Raw genomic sequence first — 22802 nt, forward strand, 5'->3', positions numbered from 1 at the left:
GAAATCCTACTGGGCGGGTGGAGGTCGGCTCACACGCCTTTCGGGGGGCGGACGGGAGTTCCGTCCGCCCCCCGGGGGCGAGGGGTGAGGGGGCGGCTACGGGCGCCAGGCCGCCAGGACGCCCTCGTAGAGCTCCTTGTCCGTGAGCTCGCGGGGGGTGGGGCCCGCGTGGAAGAAGGAGGTGTTCTCCGTCTTCAGCTTGCGGAGGTAGTCGAAGGCCTTGTTGTCGTGCTCGCCGAAGGCGACGAAGGAGAAGAACACGGAGGGGTGGTTCTTCGCGGCGTCGGTGAGGGCCTGGGTGGCGGGGGTCTTGGCGTCGGGTGCGCCGTCCGTCTGGAAGACCACCAGGGCGGGGGTGCCGGCCGGCTCCTCGGCGTGCCGCGCGAGGACCGCCTCGACGGCGGCGTGGTAGCTGGTGCGGCCCATCCGGCCCAGGCCGGCGTGCAGCTCGTCGATCTTGTTCTCGTGGTCGGTGAGGGTCAGCTCGCCGGTGCCGTCGAGTTCGGTGGAGAAGAAGACGACGTGGACGGTGGCCTCGGTGTCGAGGTGGGCGGCGAGGGCGAGGGTCTGCTCGCCGAGGGCCTGGGCGGAGCCGTCCTTGTAGTACGGGCGCATGGACGCGGAGCGGTCGAGCACGAGGTAGACCTTGGCGCGGGCGCCGGTGAGGTCGTGCTTCTTGAGGGTGGTGCCGGCGGCCTTGTAGGCGGTGGTGAGGGTGGTGTCGCGGAGCTTGGTGGCGGGGGTGGCGGGGGTGGCGGGTTTCGCGGGGGCGGTCGCCTCCGGCTCGGGCTGTGCCTCGGCCTCGGCCTCGGCTTCGCCTTCGGCCGGGGTGTCGTTCCCACCCGCACCGCCCGTGCGGGCTTCGTCGTCGGGTGCGGGTGGCCCCTGCGGGGCGTCCTCGCCGTCGGCGGCCGCGGGTGAGTCCTCGGCGGTTGCCGTGGGGGCAGGGGGTCCGGCCTCGGCTTCGCCTTCGGCCGGGGTGTCGTTCCCACCCGCACCGCCCGTGCGGGTCTCGTCGTCGGGTGCGGGTGGCCCCTGCGGGGCGTCCTCACCGTCGGCGGCCGCGGGTGAGTCCTCGGCGGGGGCGGTGGTCGCCTGCGGCTCGGGCTCGGGCTTCGTCTCCAGCTCGGACTCGGTGGTGGCCTGCGGCTCTGCCTCGGGCTCGGTGGTGGCCTGCGGCTCTGCCTCGGGCTCGGTGGTGGCCTGCGGCTCGGGCTCCCGGTCAGGCGTCGCCTGGGGCTCGGGCTTCGTCTCCGGGGCGGTGGTTGCGTCCGCCTCGGGCTTCGTTTCCGGCTCGGGCGCAGGACCGGGCTTCGTCTCCGGCTCGGTGGTTGGCTCGGGCTCGGGCTCGGGCTTCGGCTCCGGGGCGGGCTGGGGGGTCGGCTCCGGCTTTGCCTGCGGCTCCGGGGGCTGTGCTTCTTGCGTTGCCGGGGACGGCGGCGGGGTGTCGTCCGAGGGGGTGGGGCGGGGGACCGTGACGCTGTCGAAGGCGGCGGCGACGAGGTCGTGCTCGTCGCGCTGTTCCGGAACCGAGGGGGCGGCGGGTGCCGGCGTCGGCTCCGGGGACGGGGACGGAATCATCGGCGCCGTTGTGCTCGCGGCGGGTTCCGGAGCCGGTTCGGGCGTTGTCGGAGCGGCCGTTCCCGTCGGCTCGGCGGCCGGTGCCGCACCCTCCGCTTCGGCGGCCCTCGCTTTGCGTGACCGTCCGAACGCGTTCCGCAGGAGAGTGAGAATGCCCATGTGCGCAACCCTTCGCGTGAGTTGATGCCCGTCAATCCCTGGCCAGGACGGACACGTAAGGTTAGCGGCCCGAAAGGGCGATCTTGGGCAGGGTTGGGTTTGCGGAATCGTATATGTCAAGAGGGCGATCCGGCCCGCGGGTGCCCGCCCGAGACGGTCCGGCGCAACTTCTCTAATGCTGCCGCAGGTTCACTCGCCGTTCATCCGGCCGCCCGGCTACCGCACATATGTGCTCCTACGGTCACGCTGACACCACGGGCACCCAAGGAGAGAACACGTGCGAAAGCTGCTGCCGTTGATCGGATCGCCGTCCGGTTCCCACCCCGGCGGCCGGTCCGCCCTGACCTGTCGTTTCCGGTGTGGTGACGCCTGTTTCCACGAGGTGCCCAACACCAGCTCCAACGAGTACGTCGGTGACGTCATCGCCGGCGCCCTCAGCCGCCGGTCCATGATGCGCGCCGCCGCCGTCGTGACGGTCGCCGCCGCCGGCGCCGGTGCGGTCGGCGTCGCGGCCGCCCCCGAGGCGCAGGCGGCGCCCGCCGCCCACCGCCACGGCCGGGGGTCCCAGGGCGCCCGCGGTCTGCGGTTCACTCCCGTCGCGCCGAACACGAACGACGCCGTCACTGTGCCGGAGGGCTACCGGCAGAACGTCGTCATCCGCTGGGGCGAGCCCATCCTGCGCGGTGCGCCCGCCTTCGACCCGGAGCGGCAGAGCGCCAAGGCGCAGGCCGGACAGTTCGGGTACAACTGCGACTTCCTCGCGCTGCTCCCGCTGCGCGGCGAGCGCGGCCGGCAGCTGCTCGTCGCCAACCACGAGTACACCGACGAGATCCTCATGTTCCGCGACTACGACCCGGCGAACCCCACCCGGGAGCAGGTGGAGATCGCCTGGGCCGCGCACGGCCTCGCCGTGGTCGCCGTCGAGGAGGAGCACCGCAGCGGCAGGATCACGCCCGTCTCCCGCCACCACCTCAACCGGCGCCTCACCGCCACCTCCGAGTTCCGGCTCACCGGTCCCGCCGCCGGGTCCGACCTGGTGAAGACCTCCGCCGACCCGAGCGGCACGAAGGTGCTCGGCACCCTCAACAACTGCGCCGGCGGCACCACCCCTTGGGGCACGACCCTGCACGGCGAGGAGAACTTCAACCAGTACTTCGCCAACGGCAGCAGCGCGACCGACAAGCGGTACGGGATCGGCACCGGAGCCACCGAGCGCAAGTGGGAGAGGTTCGACAAGCGGTTCGACCTGGCCCAGGAGCCGAACGAGGCGCACCGCTTCGGCTACGTCGTCGAGCTGGACCCCTACGACCCCGACTCCACCCCGCGCAAGCACACCGCGCTCGGCCGGTTCAAGCACGAGGGCGCGACCGTGCGGCTGACGCACGACGGGCGTCCGGTCGTCTACAGCGGGGACGACGAGCGGTTCGACTACTTCTACAAGTTCGTCGGCAGCAAGCGGATGCGGCACGGCAACAGCCGCTGGGCGCGTGAGCACAACCTCTCGCTGCTCGACGAGGGGACGCTGTACGTCGCCAAGCTGACCGGCGACTCGCCCGCCATCGAGATCGACGGGACGGGCAAGCTGCCCGAGGACGGCGAGTTCGACGGCAGCGGCCGGTGGATCCCGCTGGCGACGGCCACCGCCGACGGCGCCGTCTCGCACGTCGAGGGCATGACCGCCGAGGAGGTCTTCGTCTTCACGCGCCTCGCCGGTGACAAGGTGGGCGCCACGAAGATGGACCGGCCCGAGGACATCGAGCCCAACCCGGTCACCGGCAAGGTGTACGTCGCCCTCACCAACAACTCCCGGCGCGGAGTCGACGCCAACCCCAAGGCGGACGAGGCCAACCCGCGCAATGCCAACAAGCACGGCCACGTCCTGGAGCTGACCGAGCGCTGGAACCGGCCGGACAGCACCCGCTTCGCCTGGTCGCTCTTCCTGGTCGCGGGCGACCCCGAGGACCCGGCGACGTACTTCGCCGGGTTCCCGAAGGACTCCGTCAGCCCGATCTCCTGCCCGGACAACGTCGCCTTCGACGACCACGGCAACCTGTGGATCTCCACCGACGGCAGCGCCCTCGGCTCCCACGACGGGCTCTTCGGTGTCGCCACGCGCGGGCAGCGGCGCGGTGAGCTGAAGCAGTTCCTCACCGTGCCGTCGGGTGCGGAGACCTGCGGCCCCGTCATCCAGGACCGGCGGGTGCTGGTCGCCGTGCAGCACCCGGGCGAGGTGGACGGGGCGACGGTCGACAAGCCGGCCAGCACCTGGCCCGACGGGCCCGGCACGTACGTCCGGCCCGCCGTGGTCGCGGTGTGGCGCGCGGACGGGCGGGACATCGGCGTCTGACGGCGGCGCTCGGGGAGGGGCTGGGTCAGGGACCGGGCACCAGCTCCTCCAGCCACTCCCGGTACGCCGGTGCCTGGCGTGCCACCTCCCGGTACGCGTCGGCCAGGTCGGGGTAGACGCCCTCCAGCTCCGTGTCCGTGCGGGCCGCCAGCAGCAGCCGGACGCCGAGCGGATCGCCGTACAGGCGGCGGACCGCCGTCTCGGGGCGGGAGGGCGAGGTCGGCTGGCACACGGTGACGACCTCGCCGGTGGCGACCAGGGAGGCGGCGGTGTGGTAGTCGCCGTGCAGCACGCGCGGGCTGATCCCGGCGGCGCGCAGCACGCGGCGCACGGCGTCCCACTCGCCGTCGACCGTCGGGTCGATCATCCACCGGTCGCCGGCCAGGTCGGACAGGCGGACGACCGGGTGCGCGGCGGCCGGATGGTCGGCCGGCAGGGACACGAACTGCGGCTCGCGCTCGATGAGGACCCGGGTGCGCAGGCCCTCGGGGACGCGCAGCGGGCAGCCCTCCACCTCGTGCACGAAGGCGACGTCGAGCTGGCCGTCGGCGACCATGCGCAGCAGGGCGTTGGCGGAGACGTCCATGTGCAGGGTGGGCTCCTGGCAGTGCAGGCGCAGTCGGCGCAGCCAGCCGGCCAGCGCCCGGCTGGCGGTGGAGCCGATGCGCAGCTGCCGGCCGCCGACGGCCGCGGCGCGGGCCTCGGTGACCAGGGAACGCAGCTCGGTGACGAGCGGGCGGGCGCGGCTGAGGACCAGCCGGCCCAGGGGGGTGGGACGGCAGCCGGTGCGCGCGCGCACGAACAGGGCACCGCCCAGCTCCTGTTCGATGCGCCGCAACTGCGTGCTCAACGAGGGCTGGGCCACGCCGAGTTGGCGTGCGGCGCGGTGCAGACTGCCGGTGTCGGCGATCGCGCACAACGCCCTGAGGTGCCTGACCTCAAGCTCCATGCCCTGGGAGGGTAAGGCGGAAGTTCACGTTTCACCAGACTCACAAATCCCGCCCGTTCAGGCGGAGTCGGGCGATGCCGAGCGCTTGGCCGGAGTCCGGCGATAGTGCGGTCCTATCACCGGTTGCCATCATCACAGCCGCCGGACGGGCGCGGACACTCACCGATGACACGTGACTCACCCCCACCTCAAGGAGTCATCGATGCGCATGCGCATGCCCCTGTCCGCGCTCACCGCCGCGGGTCTCAGCCTCACCGCCCTCGGTCTCGGCACGGCCCCCGCCACGGCGGCCCCCGCCCCGCTCGACACCGCCTCGATCGCCGCGTACGACGGTTCCTCCGAGGAGGCGGCGGCGAACCGCGCGTTCTTCGAGGCCGTCCTGAAGTCGGCGGCCGAGAAGCGGGCCGCGAACCCGACGGGCACGGCCGCCGTCACCGTCGTCTACAACGCGTCCCGGGCGCCCTCGTTCGCCACGCAGATAGCCCGCAGCACGCAGATCTGGAACAGCTCGGTCTCCAACGTGAGACTCCAGGCCGGCACGTCGGGCGCCGACTTCTCGTACTACGAGGGCAACGACTCGCGCGGCTCGTACGCCTCCACCGACGGTCACGGCCGGGGCTACATCTTCCTCGACTACCGGCAGAACCAGGTCTACGACTCCACGCGCGTGACCGCGCACGAGACCGGCCACGTGCTCGGCCTGCCGGACCACTACTCGGGTCCGTGCAGCGAGCTGATGTCCGGCGGCGGTCCCGGCCCGTCCTGCACCAACGCCTACCCCAACTCGGCGGAGCGGTCGCGGGTGAACCAGCTGTGGGCGAACGGCTTCGCCGCCGCGCTCGACAAGGCGGAGAAGGCGCTGCAGAAGTCCTCGCGGTAGTCGCAGCGCCGTGAGCCGGGCCCCCTCACCGGCCGCCGTGCAGCGTCAGGTCGACGACCAGTGCGCGGTGGTCGGTGTCGGGGAGGTCGAGGAAGCGGGCCCGGCTCGCGGCGAACTCCTCGGACACCAGGACGTGGTCGATCTGCGTGCCGAACGCCTCAGCGGTGCGCGCCGGCCAGGTCGGCGTCCGGTCCGAGCCGTCCAGCCGGGCCGCGTCGCGCAGACCGGTGTCGAGGATGCGGCGGAACGCCGCGTGGTCCTGCGAGGCGTTGAAGTCCCCGGCGAGCACGGTCGGGGTGTCCGGGGCGGCGGCGGCCGCGTCCCGCAGCCGCCCGAGCTCGCGCTGCCACAGGCGCACCTGGCCGGGGAGCGGCGGCATCGGGTGGGCGAGCTGGAGCCGCACGGTGTGCCCGCCGACGTCGGCGACGGCCCCGGGCATGCCCATCGTGCCGGGGACGCCCTCGGTGGCCTCGAGCGGGAAGCGGCTGAGGATGACGGACCCCTCGGAACCGCCGCCCGCCACGGCCCGCCGGTGCGGATAGGCGTCCGCCAGCTCCCGCCTCAGGGCCGCGTCGCAGGTGTACTCGCACTCCTGGACGAACACGACGTCCGGTTCCTCGCGGCGCACGGCGTCGATCAGCGCGCCGGTGGCCTGCCCGAACTCCACGTTGGACGTCAGCACCCGCAGCCCGGCGACGGGCGGCCCCGCGGGATCGCCGCTCTTCCCGTACGGCTCGATGAACCAGGCCAGCAGGCCGAGGAGGACCACGCCCCACACGGCGCCGGTCCACCAGCGGGCGAGCAGGGTGAGCAGCAGGCCGGCGGCGGTGGGGACGAGCAGCCAGGGCAGGAAGGCGAGCAGCTGGGGCACGGGGGTGATGCCGTCGGTGTCGGCGGTGCGGCACCCGGCGACCACACTCACCCCGGCGAACAGCAGCGCCGCACACCAGGCACCGAACCGTCGCCCGCCCCCGGGCCGGCGTTCCCTCCCGCCCCCGGTGACCGTCGGGTCGGCAGTCGCAGTGTCCAACGTTCCGGCCTTCCGCTCACGGGTGCGATGCCCGAATCCTCCCTCAAGGACGAGGGAACGTGACGGATGGTTGCCGGGAACGGCCGCCCGGGGCGGCCGCGGGGGACGGGGGACGCCGGCGGTGTCCGCGACGGCCGGTCAGCCAGGAGGCCAGGGCCACCGTCAGGCCCAGCGCGAGCAGCAGCCAGGACGCGGTGCGCAGGGTGGCGGTGAGGGCGTCGTAGACCGCGGCCGCCGCCGGGCGGTGGACGCGGTCGGGCAGGTCGGCCAGGGTGAGCCGGCGCCCGACGGCGACCGCGAGCGCGAGCAGGGCGCCGCCCAGTGCCGTGCCCAGGCCGGTGGCGGTGAGGGCGCGGCGGCGGCAGGCGGCGACGGCGATTCCGCCGACGGCGAGGAGGACGGTCGCGAGGGGCAGCCAGAGGGCGGCGGTGTCCAGCACGTGGTACCCCTTCCGGAGCCCGGCCACCTCCTCGGCCGGGACCACCGCGACCTCGGTGTGCTCGACGGGGATGCGGTGGGCGTAGGGCATGCGGTCGGCGGCGAGCCGCTGTCGCACCTGGGCGGTGACGGGCGCGAGGTCCACGGTGACCGGGCCGTGGGTGGCGGTGTCGTCGCGCAGGGCGTGCAGGACCGCGTCGTGGACGGCTCGGTTCCCCGCCTCCCAGGCGGTGCGGAACGCCTCCGTGCGGGTGAAGGAGTGCACGGCGTCGCGGACGAACGGGGTGAGGCCGGCGTCCGGCGTCCCGGGGGCCAGTTCGCGTACGACCTCGTCGCCCACGGTGTCGGCCACGGCGGCGCGTACGGCAGGGTCGGCGGCGAGGGGGGCCATGGTGTCGACGTACCGGCCGGTGTTCGCCAGGCCGAAGGCCGCCCAGGCGGCGAGGGTGGCGCAGGGGGTGAGGAGGCAGGCGAGGGCGACGAGGGTCGCGGACAGGGCGTTGCGGAGGGGCACGCCTCCAGGCAACGGGGGGTTGGCGGGGGGCGCGAGTGGGGGCGGCCCGAATGGGCGGCTCCAGGCGTTGCCCGGTGTGGGGCGGGGGGTGTTGCGCGGCCCGGCGATTGCGGGGTGCCTCCCCCCCCAGAGGGGGTACCCCCCGGCGCACACCCGTGCCGCCCCAGCGGCGCGGCTGCCCGCGGCTGCCCGCGGCCACGGGCTACGTGACGGCGTGGCCGGAGGCGTCCTCGTGGGTGTAGAAGCGGTAGAACATCACGGCGAAGACACCTGCCGTGACGCCCAGGGCCAGTGCCGTGGAGCGCAGGACGCTGCCGCCGGACTGGCTGAACAGGAAGCCGACCGCGATGCCGCAGAAGGCGGCCCAGACGACCGCGTGCACCTCCCGCCGGAGTTTCGGGGCCAGGGCGAGGAGCGCCATGAGGACCACCGCGAACACGAGCGCGGTGACGAAGCCGAACAGCAGGTTCCAGCCGGTGACGGGCCCGCCGTGACGCCGGTTGGCCGCCGCCCAGAAGCCGTACACCAGCCCGAGGAGGACGGGCACCGCGACCAGCGCCGCCCTGTGGGCCCGCTCGCTGAAGAGGTCCGTCGTGCTGCCCCGCTCGATCGCTTTCGGGGCCCGGGGTGCCGCATGCGCCATGAGAGCACTCCTCTCTCCTCGTCCGTGCCTACCAGGGCACACCCGCCGCGGTCCCGCGGCAAGTCGGCCGCCGGGGACCCGGCCTCCGGGGACCGGATGCGGGCCGTGCGGCCCCGTGCTTCGCTGGGGCGGTGAGTCCGGGCAGCGGGGGACAGGTCCTGCACGACCGGTACCCGCGGGCCGGCCGCCGGGACGTCGTGCACCGGCACGAGATGCTGCGGGTGCGCGGCCGCAGTATCGCCTGGGTGCCGCCGCTGCTGCTGCTCGTCGCCATCGCGGTGGCCGACTACAACACCACCGGCGAGTTCCGGACCATCTCCTGGATCGTGCTGGTGCCCGGCATCGCCGCCGCGCTCTGCGGGGTGTGGGGCACGGCCGTGTTCGCCGCGCTGGCGATCGTCACGTACAGCCTCGTGGACAGTGCCTGGCCGCACCAGTTCCAGGCGGGGCTGCCGGACTTCATCCTCGTCGCCACCGGTGGCGTCCTCGCCACGCTGGCCTGCGCGGTGCGGGTGCGCGGGGAGCGCCGCGCGCTGCACATGCGGGACGTCACCGACACCGTCCGCCGTACCGTGCTGCGCCCCCTGCCGCGGGGCTGGGGCGGTCTGGAGCACGCGGGGATCTACCTCACCGCGGACGCCCAGGCCCGGGTCGGCGGCGACTTCTACGACATCCAGCCGGGCCCGTACGGCACCCGCGTCCTCGTCGGCGACGTGCAGGGCAAGGGGCTGGGCGCGGTGGAGACGGCGGCGGTGCTGCTCGGCACGTTCCGGGAGGCCGGCTACCACGAGGCCGACCTGACGGCCGTCGCCGACCGGCTGGAGGCCAGGTTGCTGCGCCACCGCGAGTACACCACGGCGCTCGGCCGGGACGACGGCGACCGCTTCGCCACCGCCGTCCTGCTCGGCTTCCCCGCGGACCGCTCGGATGTCGTGGACGCCGTCGTCTTCGGGCACGAACACCCGCTGGCCGTCGGCCCCGGCGGCGTGCGGACCCTGCCGGCCGAGGGGGGTCTCCCGCTGGGCTGCCGCGACCTCGCCCCCGGCCCGCCTCCGGTGCGCCGGATGCCGCTGGCCGTCGACGAGACACTGCTGCTGGTCACCGACGGGGTGACCGAGGCGCGGGACGGCGACGGACGCTTCTACCCGCTCGCCGAGGACCTGGGGCGGGCCGTGGCGGCGGACCCGCGGGTGGTGGCGCCGGCCCGGCTGGTCGCCGTCGTACGCGACGGGACGCTGCGGCACAGCCGGGGACACCTGGTCGACGACACCACGGCCTTCGCGGTGCGGCGGACCCGCGCGCCGGGGGGCGAAGGCCACGAAGGGGGACGTTCACCGTACTGACCGCACCCTTCGCAGCCGCAGCGGTTACCGTGCTGCCGTAGGTGATCGACAGGGGAGGGGACCATGCCCGGAACCGTGCTGCTGCTGGCGGCCTCGCCGCTCGGCCGCGGGCGGCTGGTGGACGCGGCGTCCGTGCTCCCGGTCCTCGCGGCGGTACCGCCCTCCGTGCTGTCCGGCACGGACACCGCGAACGTGGTCGAACTGGCCGACCCGCTGGAGCCGCAGGCCGTGCTGACCCGGCTGCGGGCGGCCGCCGCCGCCCCGGGACCGCTGACCGTGTACGTCGTCGGCCAGCTCCAGTTCGACCGCCGCCAGCGGCTGCCGCACCTGGCGCTGGCCCGGACGACCGCGTCCACCGTGCGGTACACGGCGCTGCCCTGGCACTGGTTCCGGGAGGAGCTGCGGCTGCGTCCGGCGGGCGCGACGACCCTGTTCCTCGACCTGCACGCCGACCCGGAGACCTGGCAGTCGCTGTGCGCGCCGCTGCCGCCGGGCCCGTCGCCGCTGGACTGCGGACGCGACAACGCCGTGTACGGTCGCGTCGCACCGCCGCCGTCCCGTCGGGCGGTCGCGGCACCGGCGTACATGAAGGCGGTCGCGACGATCCTGCGCAGCGGGCGGCGTCCGCCCGAGGAGGAGCTGCACCAGCAGGCGCTGACCCGGATCGCGCCGGAGAGCGCGGGCACGGAGCTGCTGCTGGCCCGGCGCGGGCCGCTGCCGGGCGATCCGCACGCGGCCGTCACCGCCGCCGTGCGCTCCGGCCGGCACGCGGACGCCGACGCGCTCGCCGCACGGCTGGAGCAGGCGGCCGGGCTCGCGCACGGGCCGGTCTCCGAGGAGGCGATGCACTGGACCGAGGTCCGGGCGGACCTGGCGATGCTGGCCGGGGACGCGGCGCGCAGCTGCCGTACCTGGCTGGCGGTGGCCACCGCGCGGCTCGCGGCGGGCCAGCCGGCGGACGCGCCCGCCGTCGAGGCGGCCGTGGACCGGGCGCACCACCAGTGGGGCCGGATCGGCGACCCGGTCCGGGCCCGCGAACTCGGCTCCGTCCTCGCGGAGGTGCGCGGCCGGGTGCCCGGGCGGCGCGAGGGAGCGCTGGACCATGTGCGGCGGCAGCTGCGGCAGTTGCAGACCCAGGACTGAGCGGCGTACGAACCCTCCCCAGCGGACAACCGCGGTGCCATGATGGTGAGTTATGGCTGAGGGGGATGGTGTGGCCAACCAGGGCATTCGGATACGCCTGGTCGGGAGGGCGGCCGACAGCGACATCGGTGCGCTGCGCAAGTGGCTGGAGCGGGAGAAACCGCTCGAGGAGCGGGTGCGCGCGGGTCAGTTGAAGATCCACGAGCGGCCACGGACGGACGAGACCGGCACTCCCATGGGCGTCGGCTCGGACATCGTGCTCATCGTGACCGGGGCGGCCGCGACCGTGGTCTTCCAGGAGCTCCTGGACCAGGTCAGGCGGGCGGTGTCGGCCTGGCGGGACAACCGGCGCGACGTCGAGGACGGCGAACCGCCGGAGGGCAGAGTCGAACCGGTGAACCTCGACGACAGGTAGGCCGGTGACCCCCTTCGACCCGCGCGGACTGGTGAACCGGGCGCTGCTGGTCGGTGTGTCCGGGTACGACTTCACCGGGCCGCCGCACGGCGTGCCGGGCGGGCTCCCGGCGGTCGGGCACAACCTCGACCGGATGCGCGAGGCGCTGGTGCGCGGGCGGGTCTTCGGCGAGCGGGAGATCAGGGCACTGCCCTCGCCGCTCCTGACCGAGTTCAGCCAGGAGCTGCAGAGGTCCGCCAAGGAGGCCGAGGGACTGCTGCTGGTCTACTTCGCGGGGCACGGTGCCGTCCCCAGCGGCGACGACGAACTGTATCTGCAGATGCGCGACGCCAGGGTGATCCCCGGCAAGCACACGGTGTTCGACGGCGCGGAGAAGTTCAGCGACCTGCTGGCGAGGGTGCTGGCCACCAGTCCGGCGCAGCGGATCGTGGTGATGCTCGACTGCTGCTTCGCGGGCAACGCGGCGCGGGTCTGGGAGCGCTTCGAGGACAAGCAGCACGTCCTGCTGCTGATGAGCGTGCAGGCCAACCACCGTATCGACGCGGGCGATCCGCGGACGCCGACGCCGTTCACCACCGAACTCGCCGCCCTTCTCGCCGAGGAGGGCGACACCCGTCTGTCGGCCCTCGCCGACCGGCTGCTGGAACGGATGGCCGCGCTCGGCCACCGCACCGTGCGCGACGAGGCCTGGGAGCCGCAGCTTCGCGCGGAACTGGGCATGGACGTGCTGCTGAGAGCGGGCGGCGGGCAGGTCCCGCCGCCTCCCCTCCCGGAGTCCCGGGCCACGGAGCCGCCCGCATCCCCGGAGTCCGGGGCCACGGAGCCGCCCGCATCCCCGGAGTCACGGGCCACGGAGCCGCCTGCCTCGCCCGGGTCCCGGGCCACGGAGCCGCCCGCATCCCCGGCGTCCCGGGCCACGGAGCCGCCCGCATCCCCGGAGTCACGGGAACTCCCGGAGCCCGCCCCGCCCCGCCGGCCCGTCCGTGCCCTGCTGTCCGCGCTGCTCGGCCCGCTTCGCCGTGCGGGCGCCGCCCTGGTGGGCCTCTTCCGCCCGACCGCTCCGCCGCGACCGCTGCGGTGGACCGTGTTCCGGATCGGCCTCCCGGCCGTTCTCGTCACCGGGCTCCTCGGCCTCGGCCTCTACGGCCCGCTGAGATTCATCGGGGGCGACGACACCCCCTGCGCCCCGCCGCTGGAACTGCGGGTGCTGACCGACCCGGATCTGGAGCCGACCGTCCGCGCCGCCGCCGACGCCTATCTCACCTCCGGCGAGAACACCACCGGCGACGGCTGCCGGCGCACCGGCGTCACCGTCTACAGCGCGGGCTCCTCGGACGTGGTCGGCGCTCTGCGCAGCCGGACGGGCGCCTGGCACGAACCCCACGACGAGGACGTCAACCCGCAGCGGGACATCGGCCCGCAGCCGGACATCTGGATCCCCGCCTCCCGCGCCGACGTCGACCGGGCCGAGGACGGGCGGGACACGGACGCCGTCGCCGCCCTGGCCCCCGAGGAGGAACCCCTCGCCTACTCCCCCGTCGTGCTCGCCGTCCCGCACGCCATCGCCTCCGAGGCCCTGGACGACCGCACCGGTCACACCCTCACCGAGCTGATCGACGGCCTCAAGGCGAGGGACGAGGACGCCGCCGTACGCCGCCCCGACCCGGAGTTCACGGACGTGGGGCTGCTCGCCACCCTCGGCCTGTACGGCGCGGACGCGCGCGCCGTCTCCCGCGGGGAACGCCTGGTCGCCCAGCCGGGACCGCCCTCCCCCACCGCCGCCGAGCTGCTGTGCACGCTGCCCGACGACGACGCCGTGGACCACCGCACCGCGGCCCTTGTCCCGGAGTTCCTGCTGCGCAGCGGCGTGGGCTGCGACCGCACCACGCGCAGTCCGCGTTCCGCCCAGTACCCGCGGGACGTCCCCGGCGTGGAGCCGGTGTTCGTGCGGGTCCGCTGGCGGGGCGCCGACCGCGACGAGGCGGACCGGGACGCGTCGGTCGCCGGGTTCCGCGACTGGCTGACCGGTGAGGGGGGCCGGGAGGTGTTCGCCCGGGACGGCTTCCGGTCCGCTTACGGCCGGGAGCTGCTGGACCAGGAGCGGGTCGCCGAGGGCGTGCTGCGCGCGCCCAGTCCGCTCGACGAGTCGGCCGGCCGGGACGCGACGGCGCGGACGCTGCGCGCCTACCAGGACGCCGGCGGCCCCGGACGGGTGCTGTTCCTGCTGGACAGCTCCGGTTCGATGGCCGCCCTGTGGGAGGGGCCGAGCGGCGGACCCGGTCTGCTGCGGCAGTCGCTGGGCGGACTGGGCGGGGAGGACGAGTACGGCGTGTGGACGGTGGCGGGCACCGGCGACCGGCGGTACGAGACGCTCCTGGACCTCGCCCCGCACAGCCGGGCCGGCGCCGAGCGCGCCGTCGGCACCGGCGCCCGGGTCCGGGACGCCGAGGCCGATCCGCACGCGGCCCTGCTCGCCGCGCTCGAGGAGATGGAGGACCGCGGGGACGGCGACCGGCGGCCCCAGCTGATCGTGCACATCACCGACGGCGAGGACAACGACCGGCTGACCGGCGCCCGTCTGACCGAGGTGCTCACCGCGGCCCGGACGTCCGGGGTCCCGGTGACCGTGGTGTCGCTGCAGAGCGGCGGCTGCGACCGGGACCGGCCGGACCACCGGATCGCCGACGTGAGCGGCGGGCGCTGCCTGGACGCCGGGGACGACCTGGGCGCGGCCCTGCACGACGAGGTCGCCCGCACGGGAACGGGGGAGGGCTGATGGCGGGGACGCGGGGAGGGCCGGTGGTCCGGCGGCCGGCCGTGCTGCTGTCGCTGCTGCTGCTGGTGCTGGCCGCCTGCACCGGCGGCGGGGACGGGGACGGTGCGCCTGCACCGTCCGCCGCGCAGGACGTGCCCGGCACGATCGTCGTCGCCAGCGGCCGTGACGTCACCGGCAAGAACGGCGTGCGCCGGCAGCTCATCGACGCCTGGAACCAGCGCGAGCAGCGGGAGGGCTCGCAGTTCCGCGCCCGGCTGGTGGAGCTGCCGGGCAGCGCCGACGAGCAGCGCAGCCAGTTGCTGGGCGCCCTGCAGTCCCGCAGCGCCGAGTACGACGTGGTCAACCTGGACGTCACCTGGGTGCCGGAGTTCGCCGCGGCCGGGCTGATCCGGGTGCTGCCGGACGACCTGCTGGACGGTGACGTCATCGAGTCCGTGGCCGGGACGGCCCGGTGGGACGGCGAGGTGTACGCGGTGCCGTTCAACAGCGACGTCGGCCTGCTGTACTACCGGCGCGACCACCTGGAACGGGCCGGCATCGAGCGGTCCGACCTGCGCGACGGCCTGACCTGGGAGAAGCTGCGGGACCTCGTCGAGGCCCTCGACGCCCGTCCCGACCGCGGCGCCTACAGCAAGGGCTGGACCACCCAGCTCGCCGCGTACGAGGGGCGTACGGTCAACGCGGTGGAGGCGTTCGCCTCCGCGGTGGAGGACTTCGCGCTGGTCGACGGGGACGGCCGCTACACGGGGACCGTCGAGGACCTGACCGACGGGATCGCGGAGCTGCGCCGGCGCACCGAGCCGGCGTACACCCTCCAGGACGCCGTCCACTCCGACGAGGCGGCCTCGCTGAGCGACTTCGCCGAGGGGCGCACGGCCTTCCTGCGGCACTGGCCGTACGTCTATCCCGCGCTGCACCGGACGTTCACCCAGGAGCAGCTCGGGGTGGCCCCGCTGCCCGGCAGGGCGGTGCTCGGCGGGCAGAACCTCGCCGTGACCAAGGCGTCGCCGCGGGGGGAGAAGGCGGCCGACCTGATCCGGTTCCTCACCGGGCGGGAGAGCGAACGGTGCCTGCTGGAAGCGGGGTTCGCGGCGACCCGGGAGTCGGCCTACGGGGACGGAGCGCGCTGCCCGGCGGGCGCCGCCGCGCCGTCCGCGTCCCCCACGGGGGAGGGCGCCGACCGGGTCCCGCGCGACGAGGGCGGCCGTCCCGCCTACGCCCGCACCATCCTGCTGCCCGCCCTGCGGAACGCGGTGCACCGGCCGAGGACCCCGCTGTACGGGGCGTTCACCCAGACGTTCACCGCACAGCTCGGTCCGCTGCTCGGAGACGATCCGCCGGGGGACGAGGCCCTGGCTGCGCGGCTGGACGAGGCGCTGCGCAGGGCACTGCCCGGCTGACGGCGGGCGGCCGCTACCGCACCGCCGCTTCCACCGGTGCCGTGGCCGGCCGGTCCGGGCCGGGGCCGGTGGCCTTGGCCGGTCCCGCGTTCGCCGCCAGGACCAGTGCCGCGACCGCGGCGACGGCCGCGGTGAAGCCTCGGGCGTAACGCTCGGTGGAGCGTGTGCGTTCCAGCACGGCGACCTCGCAACAGCGACGGGTTAAGCACGTTTAATCCGCGGTTTAACCTAGGGGCTGTCGGACGCGAACGGCAAGGGGAGCTGGGGGAGTTGGCATGGGGGAGCGGGACGAGCCGGGGACCATAGGGCGCCGGGTGCAGCAGTTGCGCGTGGAGCGCGGGCTGACCCAGAAGCAGCTGGCCGAGCCGGTCTACACGCCCGCCTACATCTCCACGCTGGAAGCCGGACGGGTGCGCCCCTCCGACGACGCGCTGCGGCACCTCGCCGACCGTCTGGGAGTCGCGTTCGACGAGCTGGCGACCGGGCGTCCGGCGCGGCTCGTGACCGAGCTGCGCCTGCGGCTGACCGAGGCGCAGCGCACGCTCGCCGCCGGCGAGGCGGAGGCGGCCGTGGAGCAGTACACCGGGCTGCTCGCCGAGGCGGAGACGCACGGCCTGGCCGGGGAGCGGGCCGCCGCGCTGCTCGGGCTCGGGGAGTGCGCGCTGGAGACTGGTGAGCTGGTCGGGGGCCGCCAGTACTTCGAGCGGGCCGAGGCCGGGCTCGCCGACGCGCCGCTGACCGCGCGGGTGCCGGCGCTGCGCGGGCGGGCCGTCGCCCACTACCTCGCGGGGGAGCTGCGGTACGCGGTCTATCTGCTGGAGTCCACGCTCGACGAGCTGAACCGGGGCGGGCTGCACGACCCGGACGCGCTGCTGCTGCTCTACGCCAGCGTGATCGGCCCGTACATGGACATGGGCGCGCACGCGCGTGCCGCGCAGGCGGCGGAGTTCGCTCTGGCGCTCGCGCCGCGGTCCGGCGACCCGGCGCTGGTGGCGCGCATGCACCGGTCGGTGGCGCGCACGCTGCTCGCCGAGGGCCGCCTCGCGGAGGCGGACGCCTCGCTGGCCAGGGCCGCGGAGCTGTACCGGGGGCTGCGACTGCGCACCGAGCTGGCCAACTGCCACTGGATGCGCGGGTACGTGTACGCGCAGAACGGCGAACTGGAGCGCGCGGAGGAGGAGATGCGCGAGGCGCTGCACATGCTGTCCGCCACCCGCGCGTCCCTCTACAGCAGCCAGCTGACGGTCGAGCTGGCCGACGTGCTGCACCGGCGCGGCAGCTCGCGGGAGGCGGCGGAGCTGCTGCGGGACGTGCTCGGCGGGCTCTCCCCCGAACGGGGCGCGGTGCACGCTGCGGCGGCGCACCGGCTGCTCGGGATCATCGCCGAGGACGCCCGCCGGGCCGAGGAGGCCGAGGAACACTACGTCCGTGCGATGAGCCTCCTGGAACGCGCGGGCGCGGCCGGTGACCTGGCCGACCTGTGCCGTCTCCTCGGCGACCTCCTGCGCCGCACCGGCCGCGTCGAGGCGGCCCTCGACGCCTACCGCACCGGCCTGGGCCACCGCACCGCCCCGGGCACCACGACCCTGGGCCCGGCCCCCGCACACCCGCCGGTGTGACTCGTGCGAGCCCGGTCCCGGGCTCGCCCACCCGTGGGTCCGGGTCCCGCACACGGCGGTCCGGGACCCTCCCGCCGCGCACCCGCCCGGACGGGGCCGTGCCGGACCGGGGCGCCTCCGGCCCGGCGTGCCGGACCCGGTCACCTCCCTGTCGCCCCGCCTCTCCGGGGCACGCCGGGTCGTCCCCGCGTCCCCCGCCCCGTCCCGGGCGCGGCGACCGGGCCGGGCGGTGTTTCGGGGGTGGGGCGGAGGGTAGCCGGGGAGCGATTTCGGAGGGTGACGGGAGGCGGTGGGCGTGCGGCCCGGGGACGACCCTGGGGGTGACCCCGACGACCCGGACCGGGGTACCGGTCACGGGGAGTACGAGCGGGTCGGCGAGGCGGTCTCGGCGGGGCTGCGCGGGGCCGGGCCCGCCGCCGTGCCCGGGCGCCTGTGCGCCGTGGCCGTCTCGCTGCTGCCGGTGGACGGCGCGAGCGTGTCACTGCGCGGCGACAGCATGCCCGTGCACCTCGGCGCCTCCGGTCCTCGCGCCGCGCGTCTCGCCCAGTTGCAGGCCACCCTGGGCGACGGCCCCTGCCGCCACGTCCTGGCGACCGGCGCGCCCGTGCTGGCCCGCGACCTCACCGCCGACGACTCCGTCCACCGCTGGCCCGTCTTCGCGCAGCAGGCGCTCGGCGCGGGCGTACGGGCCGTGTACGCGCTCCCCCTGGGCAGCGGCGGCGTCTGCGTGGGCACCCTCGACCTCTACCGCGACACCCCCGGCGCGCTCACCGACCGCCAGCTGCACGTGGCCCGGCTGGTCGCCGGCGTCATGACGGTGGCGCTGATGGACCTGCCGTACGACTCCCGGGACGGCGACGAACCCTGGCTCAGCGGCCTGGCCACCGACCACGACCGCGTCCACCAGGCCGTCGGCATGATCATGGCCCAGCTCGGTGTCGGCGCCGACGAGGCACTGGCCCGCCTGCGCGGCGACGCCTTCGCCCACGGCCGCACCGCCCTCGAGGTGGCCCTCGACGTCGTCTCCCACCGCCGGCGCTTCGAATCCTGACCCGCCCCGTCCGTGTCACCGGTGCGTCGGTCAGACCCGTACCCGGCCCTGGCGGGCGACCTCCGTCAGGCGGTCCGCGCCGAGCCGGGTCATCGCCCGGGTGACCTCCGGGAGGACCTCGCCGAAGCCGCCGTTGGTGAGCGTGATGACGTCCTCGCCGACCCGGACCGCCGCGACGTCCACGGTCAGGGGCGTCGCCTCGCCGCCGGTCTCCCCGGTCACCCGCACGCGCAGTGCCGCCCGTGCGTCGCCCGCCTCCGGCAGGGAGAGTTCGGACACCTCGACGAGGTGGGTGCCGGCGCCGGTGGTCGCCTCGAAGCGTTCGCACCTCTCCGGCAGGGTGCCCAGCCAGGCCAGGACGCGGTCCACGTCGGCCGGACGGTGGGCGGCGACCTGGTAGCGGAGCTGGGTGTCGTTGTAGGTGTCGTCGAGGGTGACGGTGGCGCGCGGGCCGGACGGGGTGCCGAACAGCTCCTCCGTGTAGAGGGCGTCGAGGAGCCGGCGGCAGTCGGGGTTCTCCGTGGTCGCCTTGAGCACGCCGTCCCGCCAGGTCGCCGCGCCCCGGCTCGTCATCCACGGCTCCCCCAGGTCCGTCTCCGTGATCAGCGCCGCCCGCAGCTGCGCCTCGCTCAGCGCGGGCGGCGACGGTGCGGGCCGCTCACCGGCGGACGAGGCGGAGGACGAGGACGCGGATGCGGACGGGGCCGGCGGCGGGGGCTCGGACACGCCCGCGGGCAGGGCGCGGGGCACCTCCCGGTCGGCGGCCACGCACGCCGCCGTGGTCAGCAGGGCCGTCACCGACAGCGCGGAGCCGAGGAGGGCGCGAGCGGCGGCCGGGGCATGGGTCATCGGGGTGCCTCCTGGGGGACCGGGCCGTCCACGAGCGGACGTCCCCTTACGGCACCACCGAGCCGGGCCCCCCACCAGCGCGGCGAGCCGTCCGGGTGAGCCCCGCCCGCTCGAGCACGGCGGTGTCTCCCCGGGGTGGCCGGCGGTGCCGCCGGTGGGCGGGGCCACGGGGGAAGCGGGCGTACGGCGTCGTGCGGCGGGCCGGTGAGCCGGGGCCGCGGGCGGAGGCGGCCGGGTCCGGTGCCCGGCGGCCCGGACGCCCGGATCCGCCGGGCCGCCCGGCCGGCGCCGTGCCGGAGGCCGGGGGGCGGGCCGTTCGGCGTACGCCCGCGGGACGGGAGGGGCCGGCGGGCGGCTCCGCGGAGTCACGGCCGCGGCGGACCGCCGGGCGGGCGGACCGGCGCGGGTCCGTCCCCGGGGACCCCGCGTAAGGTCGTCGGCCACGGTACGTCCCGGCAGCAGGAAGGTGGCCCCTCGTGACGAACGGCCTGCCCGTCCCGGTGATCGTCGACTGCGACACGGGCGTCGACGACGCCCTGGCCCTGCTCTTCGCCGTACGCCACCCGGGGATCGACCTGCGCGCCGTCACGTGCGTGGCCGGGAACACGGACGTGGACGGCGTCGTGCGCAACACGCTGACCGTGCTGGAGCAGGCGGGCGCGCCGGACGTCCCGGTCGCGCGGGGCGCCGAGCGCCCCCTGATCGAGGCACCGCGCTCCGCCCGCCACGTCCACGGCCACGACGGCATGGGCGACCTCGGTCTGCCCGCCCCGCGCCGCGCCCCGGCCGGCGTGGACGCGGTGACCCTGCTGCGCCGGGAGATCCTCGCCTCCCCGCGCCCGGTCACCCTCGTGCCCACCGCCCCGCTCACCAACGTCGCCCTGCTGCTGCGGACGCACCCCGAGGTCACCCGCAACATCGAGCGGATCGTGTTCATGGGCGGCGCGGCGGGCGCCGGGAACGCCACGCCGGTCGCCGAGTTCAACGTGTGGCACGACCCGGAGGCCGCCGCGATCCTGCTCACCGCGGGCGTGCCGGTGACGATGTACGGCCTGGACGTGTTCACCCGGGTGGTCGTCCCGGGGGCCGAGGTGCGGCGGCTGCGCGCGAGCGCCGAACCGGGCACCCGGCTCGCCGGCGACCTGCTCGCGCACCGGCCGGCCCACCCGGGCAGCCGCCCCGGCGACCCCGCCGAGGACGACGGCGGGCTCGGCGACGCGGGCGCGCTGTGCGCGGTCGCCGACCCGGAGGGCCTGACGACCCACCGCCTCCCGGTGGAGGTCTCCCTGGCTCCCGGCCCGGCCCGCGGCCAGACCGTGGTCGACCGCCGCCCCCGCGCCGGCGAGTCCGAGCTCCACGAGGGCGTCCGTGAGCAGTCGCTCGTGGACGTCGCCCTGGACGTGGACGTGGCGCGCTACGTGTCGCTGTACCTGGCGACGGTCGAGCGCCGCCCCCCGGCCTAGTCGCTCACCGGCCGCGCCCCGGCCGCTTCCGGGCGTCCGTGCCGGGACGGCGTCCGCCGCCGCGGTGCGGGGTGTGCCCGCCGGGTGGGCCCGGGGCCGCTCCCCCTCGCCGGGTGCCGCCCCCCGGCGTAGTCCGCGCCCCGGGCCGCTTCCGAGGGGCCGCGCTCTGCTCGTGGCCGGGCGTCCGTGCCGGGACGGCGTCCGCCGCCGCGGTGCGGGGTGTGCCCGCCGGGAGGGCCCGGGGCCACTCCCCCCGCCGCCGGGCGCCGCCCCCCGGCGCAGTCGCTCACCAGGCGCGGAAGCGCGCCCCCCGCGACACCCGGGGAATCGATCCCCGCTGCCGGAGTGTTCGCTTTTACGGTGGTGTGGACAGATTCTCCGCCGGTACCCGCACGCACCCAGAGGAGACCGCGTGACCGATCGCATCCCGACGCCCGACTCCCGGCCCCCGCATCCGGCGCCCGGCGCCACGCCCGACCTCTCCTCCCGGAACCCCGACTGGTGGCGGCAGGCCGTCGTCTACCAGGTCTACCCCCGCAGCTTCGCCGACGCCGACGGCGACGGGCTCGGTGACCTGCGCGGCGTCACCCGGCGCCTCACCCATCTCGCCGCCCTGGGCGTCGACGCCCTGTGGCTGAGCCCCTTCTACCCCTCCGAGCTCGCCGACGGCGGCTACGACGTCGCCGACCCGCGCGACGTCGACCCGCGCCTCGGCACCCTCGACGACTTCGCCACCATGGTCGCCGAGGCCCACCGGCTCGGCCTGAAGGTGATCGTCGACATCGTCCCCAACCACACCTCCCACCAGCACGTCTGGTTCCAGGAGGCGCTGCGGGCCGGCCCCGGCTCGCCCGCCCGCGACCGCTACGTCTTCCGGGACGGCCGGGGCGGGCGGGGCGAACTGCCGCCGACCGACTGGCAGTCCGTCTTCGGCGGCAGCGCCTGGCAGCGGGTGCCGGACGGGCAGTGGTACCTGCATCTCTTCGCCGCCGAGCAGCCCGACCTCAACTGGGAGCACCCGGACGTCCGCGCGGACGTCCGGACCACCCTGCGGTTCTGGGCCGACCGCGGCGTGGACGGCTTCCGCGTGGACGTCGCGCACGCTCTGGCCAAGGACCTCGACGAACCGCTGCGCGACCTCGGAGCCCCCGAACTGAGCCACGAGGGCGCCCTCGCCGACTTCCCGCCCGGCACCCACCCGTTCTACGACCGGGACGAGGTGCACGAGATCTACCGCGACTGGCGCAAGATCCTCGACGCCTACTCCCCGCCCCGCATGGCCGTCGCCGAGGCGTGGGTCCCGGGCGAGCGGCGCGCCCTGTACGCCCGCCCGGACGAACTGGGCCAGGCCTTCAACTTCGAGTACCTGCAGGCCCCGTGGGACGCGGAGGAGCTCCGCCAGGTCATCACCGACTCGCTGGCGACCGCGCGCGCGGCCGGTGCCTCGGCGACCTGGGTGCTGTCCAACCACGACGTGGTCCGGCACGCCTCCCGGCTGATGCTGCCGCCGGACACGGACGAGAACGCCTGGCTGCTGTCCGGCGGCCGCGCCCCCGCCGTCGATCCGGACGCCGGGCTGCGCCGGGCCCGCGCCGCCACCCTGCTGATGCTGGCGCTGCCCGGCTCGGCGTACGTCTACCAGGGTGAGGAACTCGGCCTGCCGGAGGTCGCGGACCTGCCGACCGAGGTCCTGCAGGACCCGATCTGGGAGCAGACGGGGCACGTCCGCAAGGGCCGCGACGGGTGCCGGGTGCCGCTGCCGTGGACCACGACCGGACCGTCGTACGGCTTCGGGGCGGGCGGCGCCTGGCTGCCGCAGCCGCCCTCCTTCGCCGCGTACGCCGTCGAGGCGCAGGACGGGGTGGAGGGCTCGACCCTGGAGCTGTACCGCACGTCGCTGCGGCTGCGCCGCAAGCTGCTGGACGGCGAGACGCTGACCTGGGCGGAGGACACCCCGGCCGGGGTCCTGCAGTTCGACCGCGGCGACGGCTGGCGCTGCGTGGCCAACCTGTCGTCCGTCCCGGTCTCCCTCCCGGCGGGCGAGGTCCTGCTGACCAGCTCCCCCCTGGAGGACGGCCGCCTCGGCCCCGACACGACGGCCTGGCTCGGCCGCTGATCCGGCCACCGCGCCCCCGGCCGGGCCCGGCGACGGCCGGGGGCGGCGCGTGGCCCCGCCCCGTACACTCGTCGGCACGGCCCACC

Annotated in this window: 18 protein-coding genes; 11 read left to right on the forward strand and 7 right to left on the reverse strand. The window is 75.6% G+C overall.

Annotated features, from left to right (window positions below; translation table 11 throughout):
• Nucleotides 1-96 precede the first annotated feature (96 nt).
• A complete protein-coding gene (locus tag F1615_RS07100) occupies nucleotides 97-1740 on the reverse strand; it encodes a VWA domain-containing protein (protein WP_149548011.1) in 1644 nt (547 codons plus the stop codon).
• Between the two features lie 277 nt (nucleotides 1741-2017).
• On the opposite strand from F1615_RS07100, the gene F1615_RS07105 reads away from it, so the two are divergent.
• Nucleotides 2018-4087 (forward strand): PhoX family protein, encoded by a 2070-nt coding sequence (locus tag F1615_RS07105; RefSeq protein ID WP_149548012.1) that lies wholly within the window; start codon nucleotides 2018-2020, stop codon nucleotides 4085-4087.
• Nucleotides 4088-4112: 25 nt separating this feature from the next.
• On the opposite strand, the gene F1615_RS07110 is transcribed toward F1615_RS07105, so the two are convergent.
• Nucleotides 4113-5036 (reverse strand): LysR family transcriptional regulator, encoded by a 924-nt coding sequence (locus F1615_RS07110; protein WP_149548013.1) that lies wholly within the window; start codon nucleotides 5034-5036, stop codon nucleotides 4113-4115.
• Nucleotides 5037-5238: 202 nt separating this feature from the next.
• Here F1615_RS07110 and snpA point away from each other — a divergent pair, with 202 nt between their 5' ends.
• A complete protein-coding gene (gene snpA, locus F1615_RS07115) occupies nucleotides 5239-5916 on the forward strand; it encodes a snapalysin (protein ID WP_149548014.1) in 678 nt (225 codons plus the stop codon).
• Between the two features lie 25 nt (nucleotides 5917-5941).
• Here snpA and F1615_RS07120 read toward each other — a convergent pair whose 3' ends face one another.
• From F1615_RS07120 to F1615_RS07130, 3 genes are all read right to left on the reverse strand, one after another.
• Nucleotides 5942-6946, reverse strand: coding sequence for an endonuclease/exonuclease/phosphatase family protein (locus F1615_RS07120; protein WP_149548015.1), 1005 nt, complete (start codon nucleotides 6944-6946; stop codon nucleotides 5942-5944).
• 43 nt (nucleotides 6947-6989) lie between these two features.
• The gene (locus F1615_RS07125) at nucleotides 6990-7898 is read right to left on the reverse strand and encodes a hypothetical protein (RefSeq protein WP_149548016.1); all 909 of its coding nucleotides are present in this window, start codon (nucleotides 7896-7898) and stop codon (nucleotides 6990-6992) included.
• A gap of 202 nt (nucleotides 7899-8100) precedes the next feature.
• Nucleotides 8101-8541, reverse strand: a complete 441-nt coding sequence (locus F1615_RS07130; protein ID WP_149548017.1) for a hypothetical protein — start codon at nucleotides 8539-8541, stop codon at nucleotides 8101-8103.
• Nucleotides 8542-8753: 212 nt separating this feature from the next.
• Here F1615_RS07130 and F1615_RS07135 point away from each other — a divergent pair, with 212 nt between their 5' ends.
• The 5 genes from F1615_RS07135 (at nucleotide 8754) to F1615_RS07155 (ending at nucleotide 15618) form a co-directional block, all read left to right on the forward strand.
• The gene (locus F1615_RS07135; RefSeq protein ID WP_149548232.1) at nucleotides 8754-9884 is read left to right on the forward strand and encodes a PP2C family protein-serine/threonine phosphatase; all 1131 of its coding nucleotides are present in this window, start codon (nucleotides 8754-8756) and stop codon (nucleotides 9882-9884) included.
• A 63-nt stretch (nucleotides 9885-9947) separates the two neighbouring features.
• Nucleotides 9948-11027 (forward strand): hypothetical protein, encoded by a 1080-nt coding sequence (locus F1615_RS07140; protein WP_149548018.1) that lies wholly within the window; start codon nucleotides 9948-9950, stop codon nucleotides 11025-11027.
• Nucleotides 11028-11079: 52 nt separating this feature from the next.
• On the forward strand, nucleotides 11080-11442 hold the full coding sequence (locus F1615_RS07145) for a hypothetical protein (protein WP_149548019.1): 363 nt from the start codon (nucleotides 11080-11082) through the stop codon (nucleotides 11440-11442).
• Between the two features lie 4 nt (nucleotides 11443-11446).
• On the forward strand, nucleotides 11447-14218 hold the full coding sequence (locus F1615_RS07150) for a substrate-binding domain-containing protein (protein ID WP_167533681.1): 2772 nt from the start codon (nucleotides 11447-11449) through the stop codon (nucleotides 14216-14218).
• Nucleotides 14218-15618: an extracellular solute-binding protein gene (locus F1615_RS07155; RefSeq protein WP_149548020.1), complete on the forward strand. Its 1401-nt coding sequence runs from the start codon at nucleotides 14218-14220 to the stop codon at nucleotides 15616-15618. The genes F1615_RS07150 and F1615_RS07155 overlap by 1 nt, the downstream gene beginning before the upstream one ends.
• Nucleotides 15619-15631: 13 nt before the next feature.
• Here F1615_RS07155 and F1615_RS35555 read toward each other — a convergent pair whose 3' ends face one another.
• Entirely contained in the window at nucleotides 15632-15796 is a 165-nt protein-coding gene (locus F1615_RS35555; RefSeq protein ID WP_167533682.1) for a hypothetical protein, read from the reverse strand.
• Between the two features lie 97 nt (nucleotides 15797-15893).
• Here F1615_RS35555 and F1615_RS07160 point away from each other — a divergent pair, with 97 nt between their 5' ends.
• Both F1615_RS07160 and F1615_RS07165 read left to right on the forward strand, forming a co-directional pair.
• Nucleotides 15894-17237: a helix-turn-helix transcriptional regulator gene (locus F1615_RS07160; protein WP_149548021.1), complete on the forward strand. Its 1344-nt coding sequence runs from the start codon at nucleotides 15894-15896 to the stop codon at nucleotides 17235-17237.
• 289 nt (nucleotides 17238-17526) lie between these two features.
• A complete protein-coding gene (locus tag F1615_RS07165) occupies nucleotides 17527-18288 on the forward strand; it encodes a GAF and ANTAR domain-containing protein (RefSeq protein ID WP_149548022.1) in 762 nt (253 codons plus the stop codon).
• A 30-nt stretch (nucleotides 18289-18318) separates the two neighbouring features.
• Here F1615_RS07165 and F1615_RS07170 read toward each other — a convergent pair whose 3' ends face one another.
• Entirely contained in the window at nucleotides 18319-19137 is an 819-nt protein-coding gene (locus F1615_RS07170) for a hypothetical protein (protein ID WP_149548023.1), read from the reverse strand.
• Between the two features lie 476 nt (nucleotides 19138-19613).
• On the opposite strand from F1615_RS07170, the gene F1615_RS07175 reads away from it, so the two are divergent.
• Together F1615_RS07175 and F1615_RS07180 are read left to right on the forward strand one after the other, a co-directional pair.
• Entirely contained in the window at nucleotides 19614-20600 is a 987-nt protein-coding gene (locus F1615_RS07175; protein WP_149548024.1) for a nucleoside hydrolase, read from the forward strand.
• 412 nt (nucleotides 20601-21012) lie between these two features.
• Nucleotides 21013-22716, forward strand: a complete 1704-nt coding sequence (locus F1615_RS07180; RefSeq protein ID WP_149548025.1) for a glycoside hydrolase family 13 protein — start codon at nucleotides 21013-21015, stop codon at nucleotides 22714-22716.
• Nucleotides 22717-22802 lie beyond the last annotated feature (86 nt).

It is taken from the genome of Streptomyces marokkonensis, from assembly GCF_008312835.1.
Classification (GTDB): Bacteria; Actinomycetota; Actinomycetes; order Streptomycetales; family Streptomycetaceae; genus Streptomyces; species Streptomyces marokkonensis_A.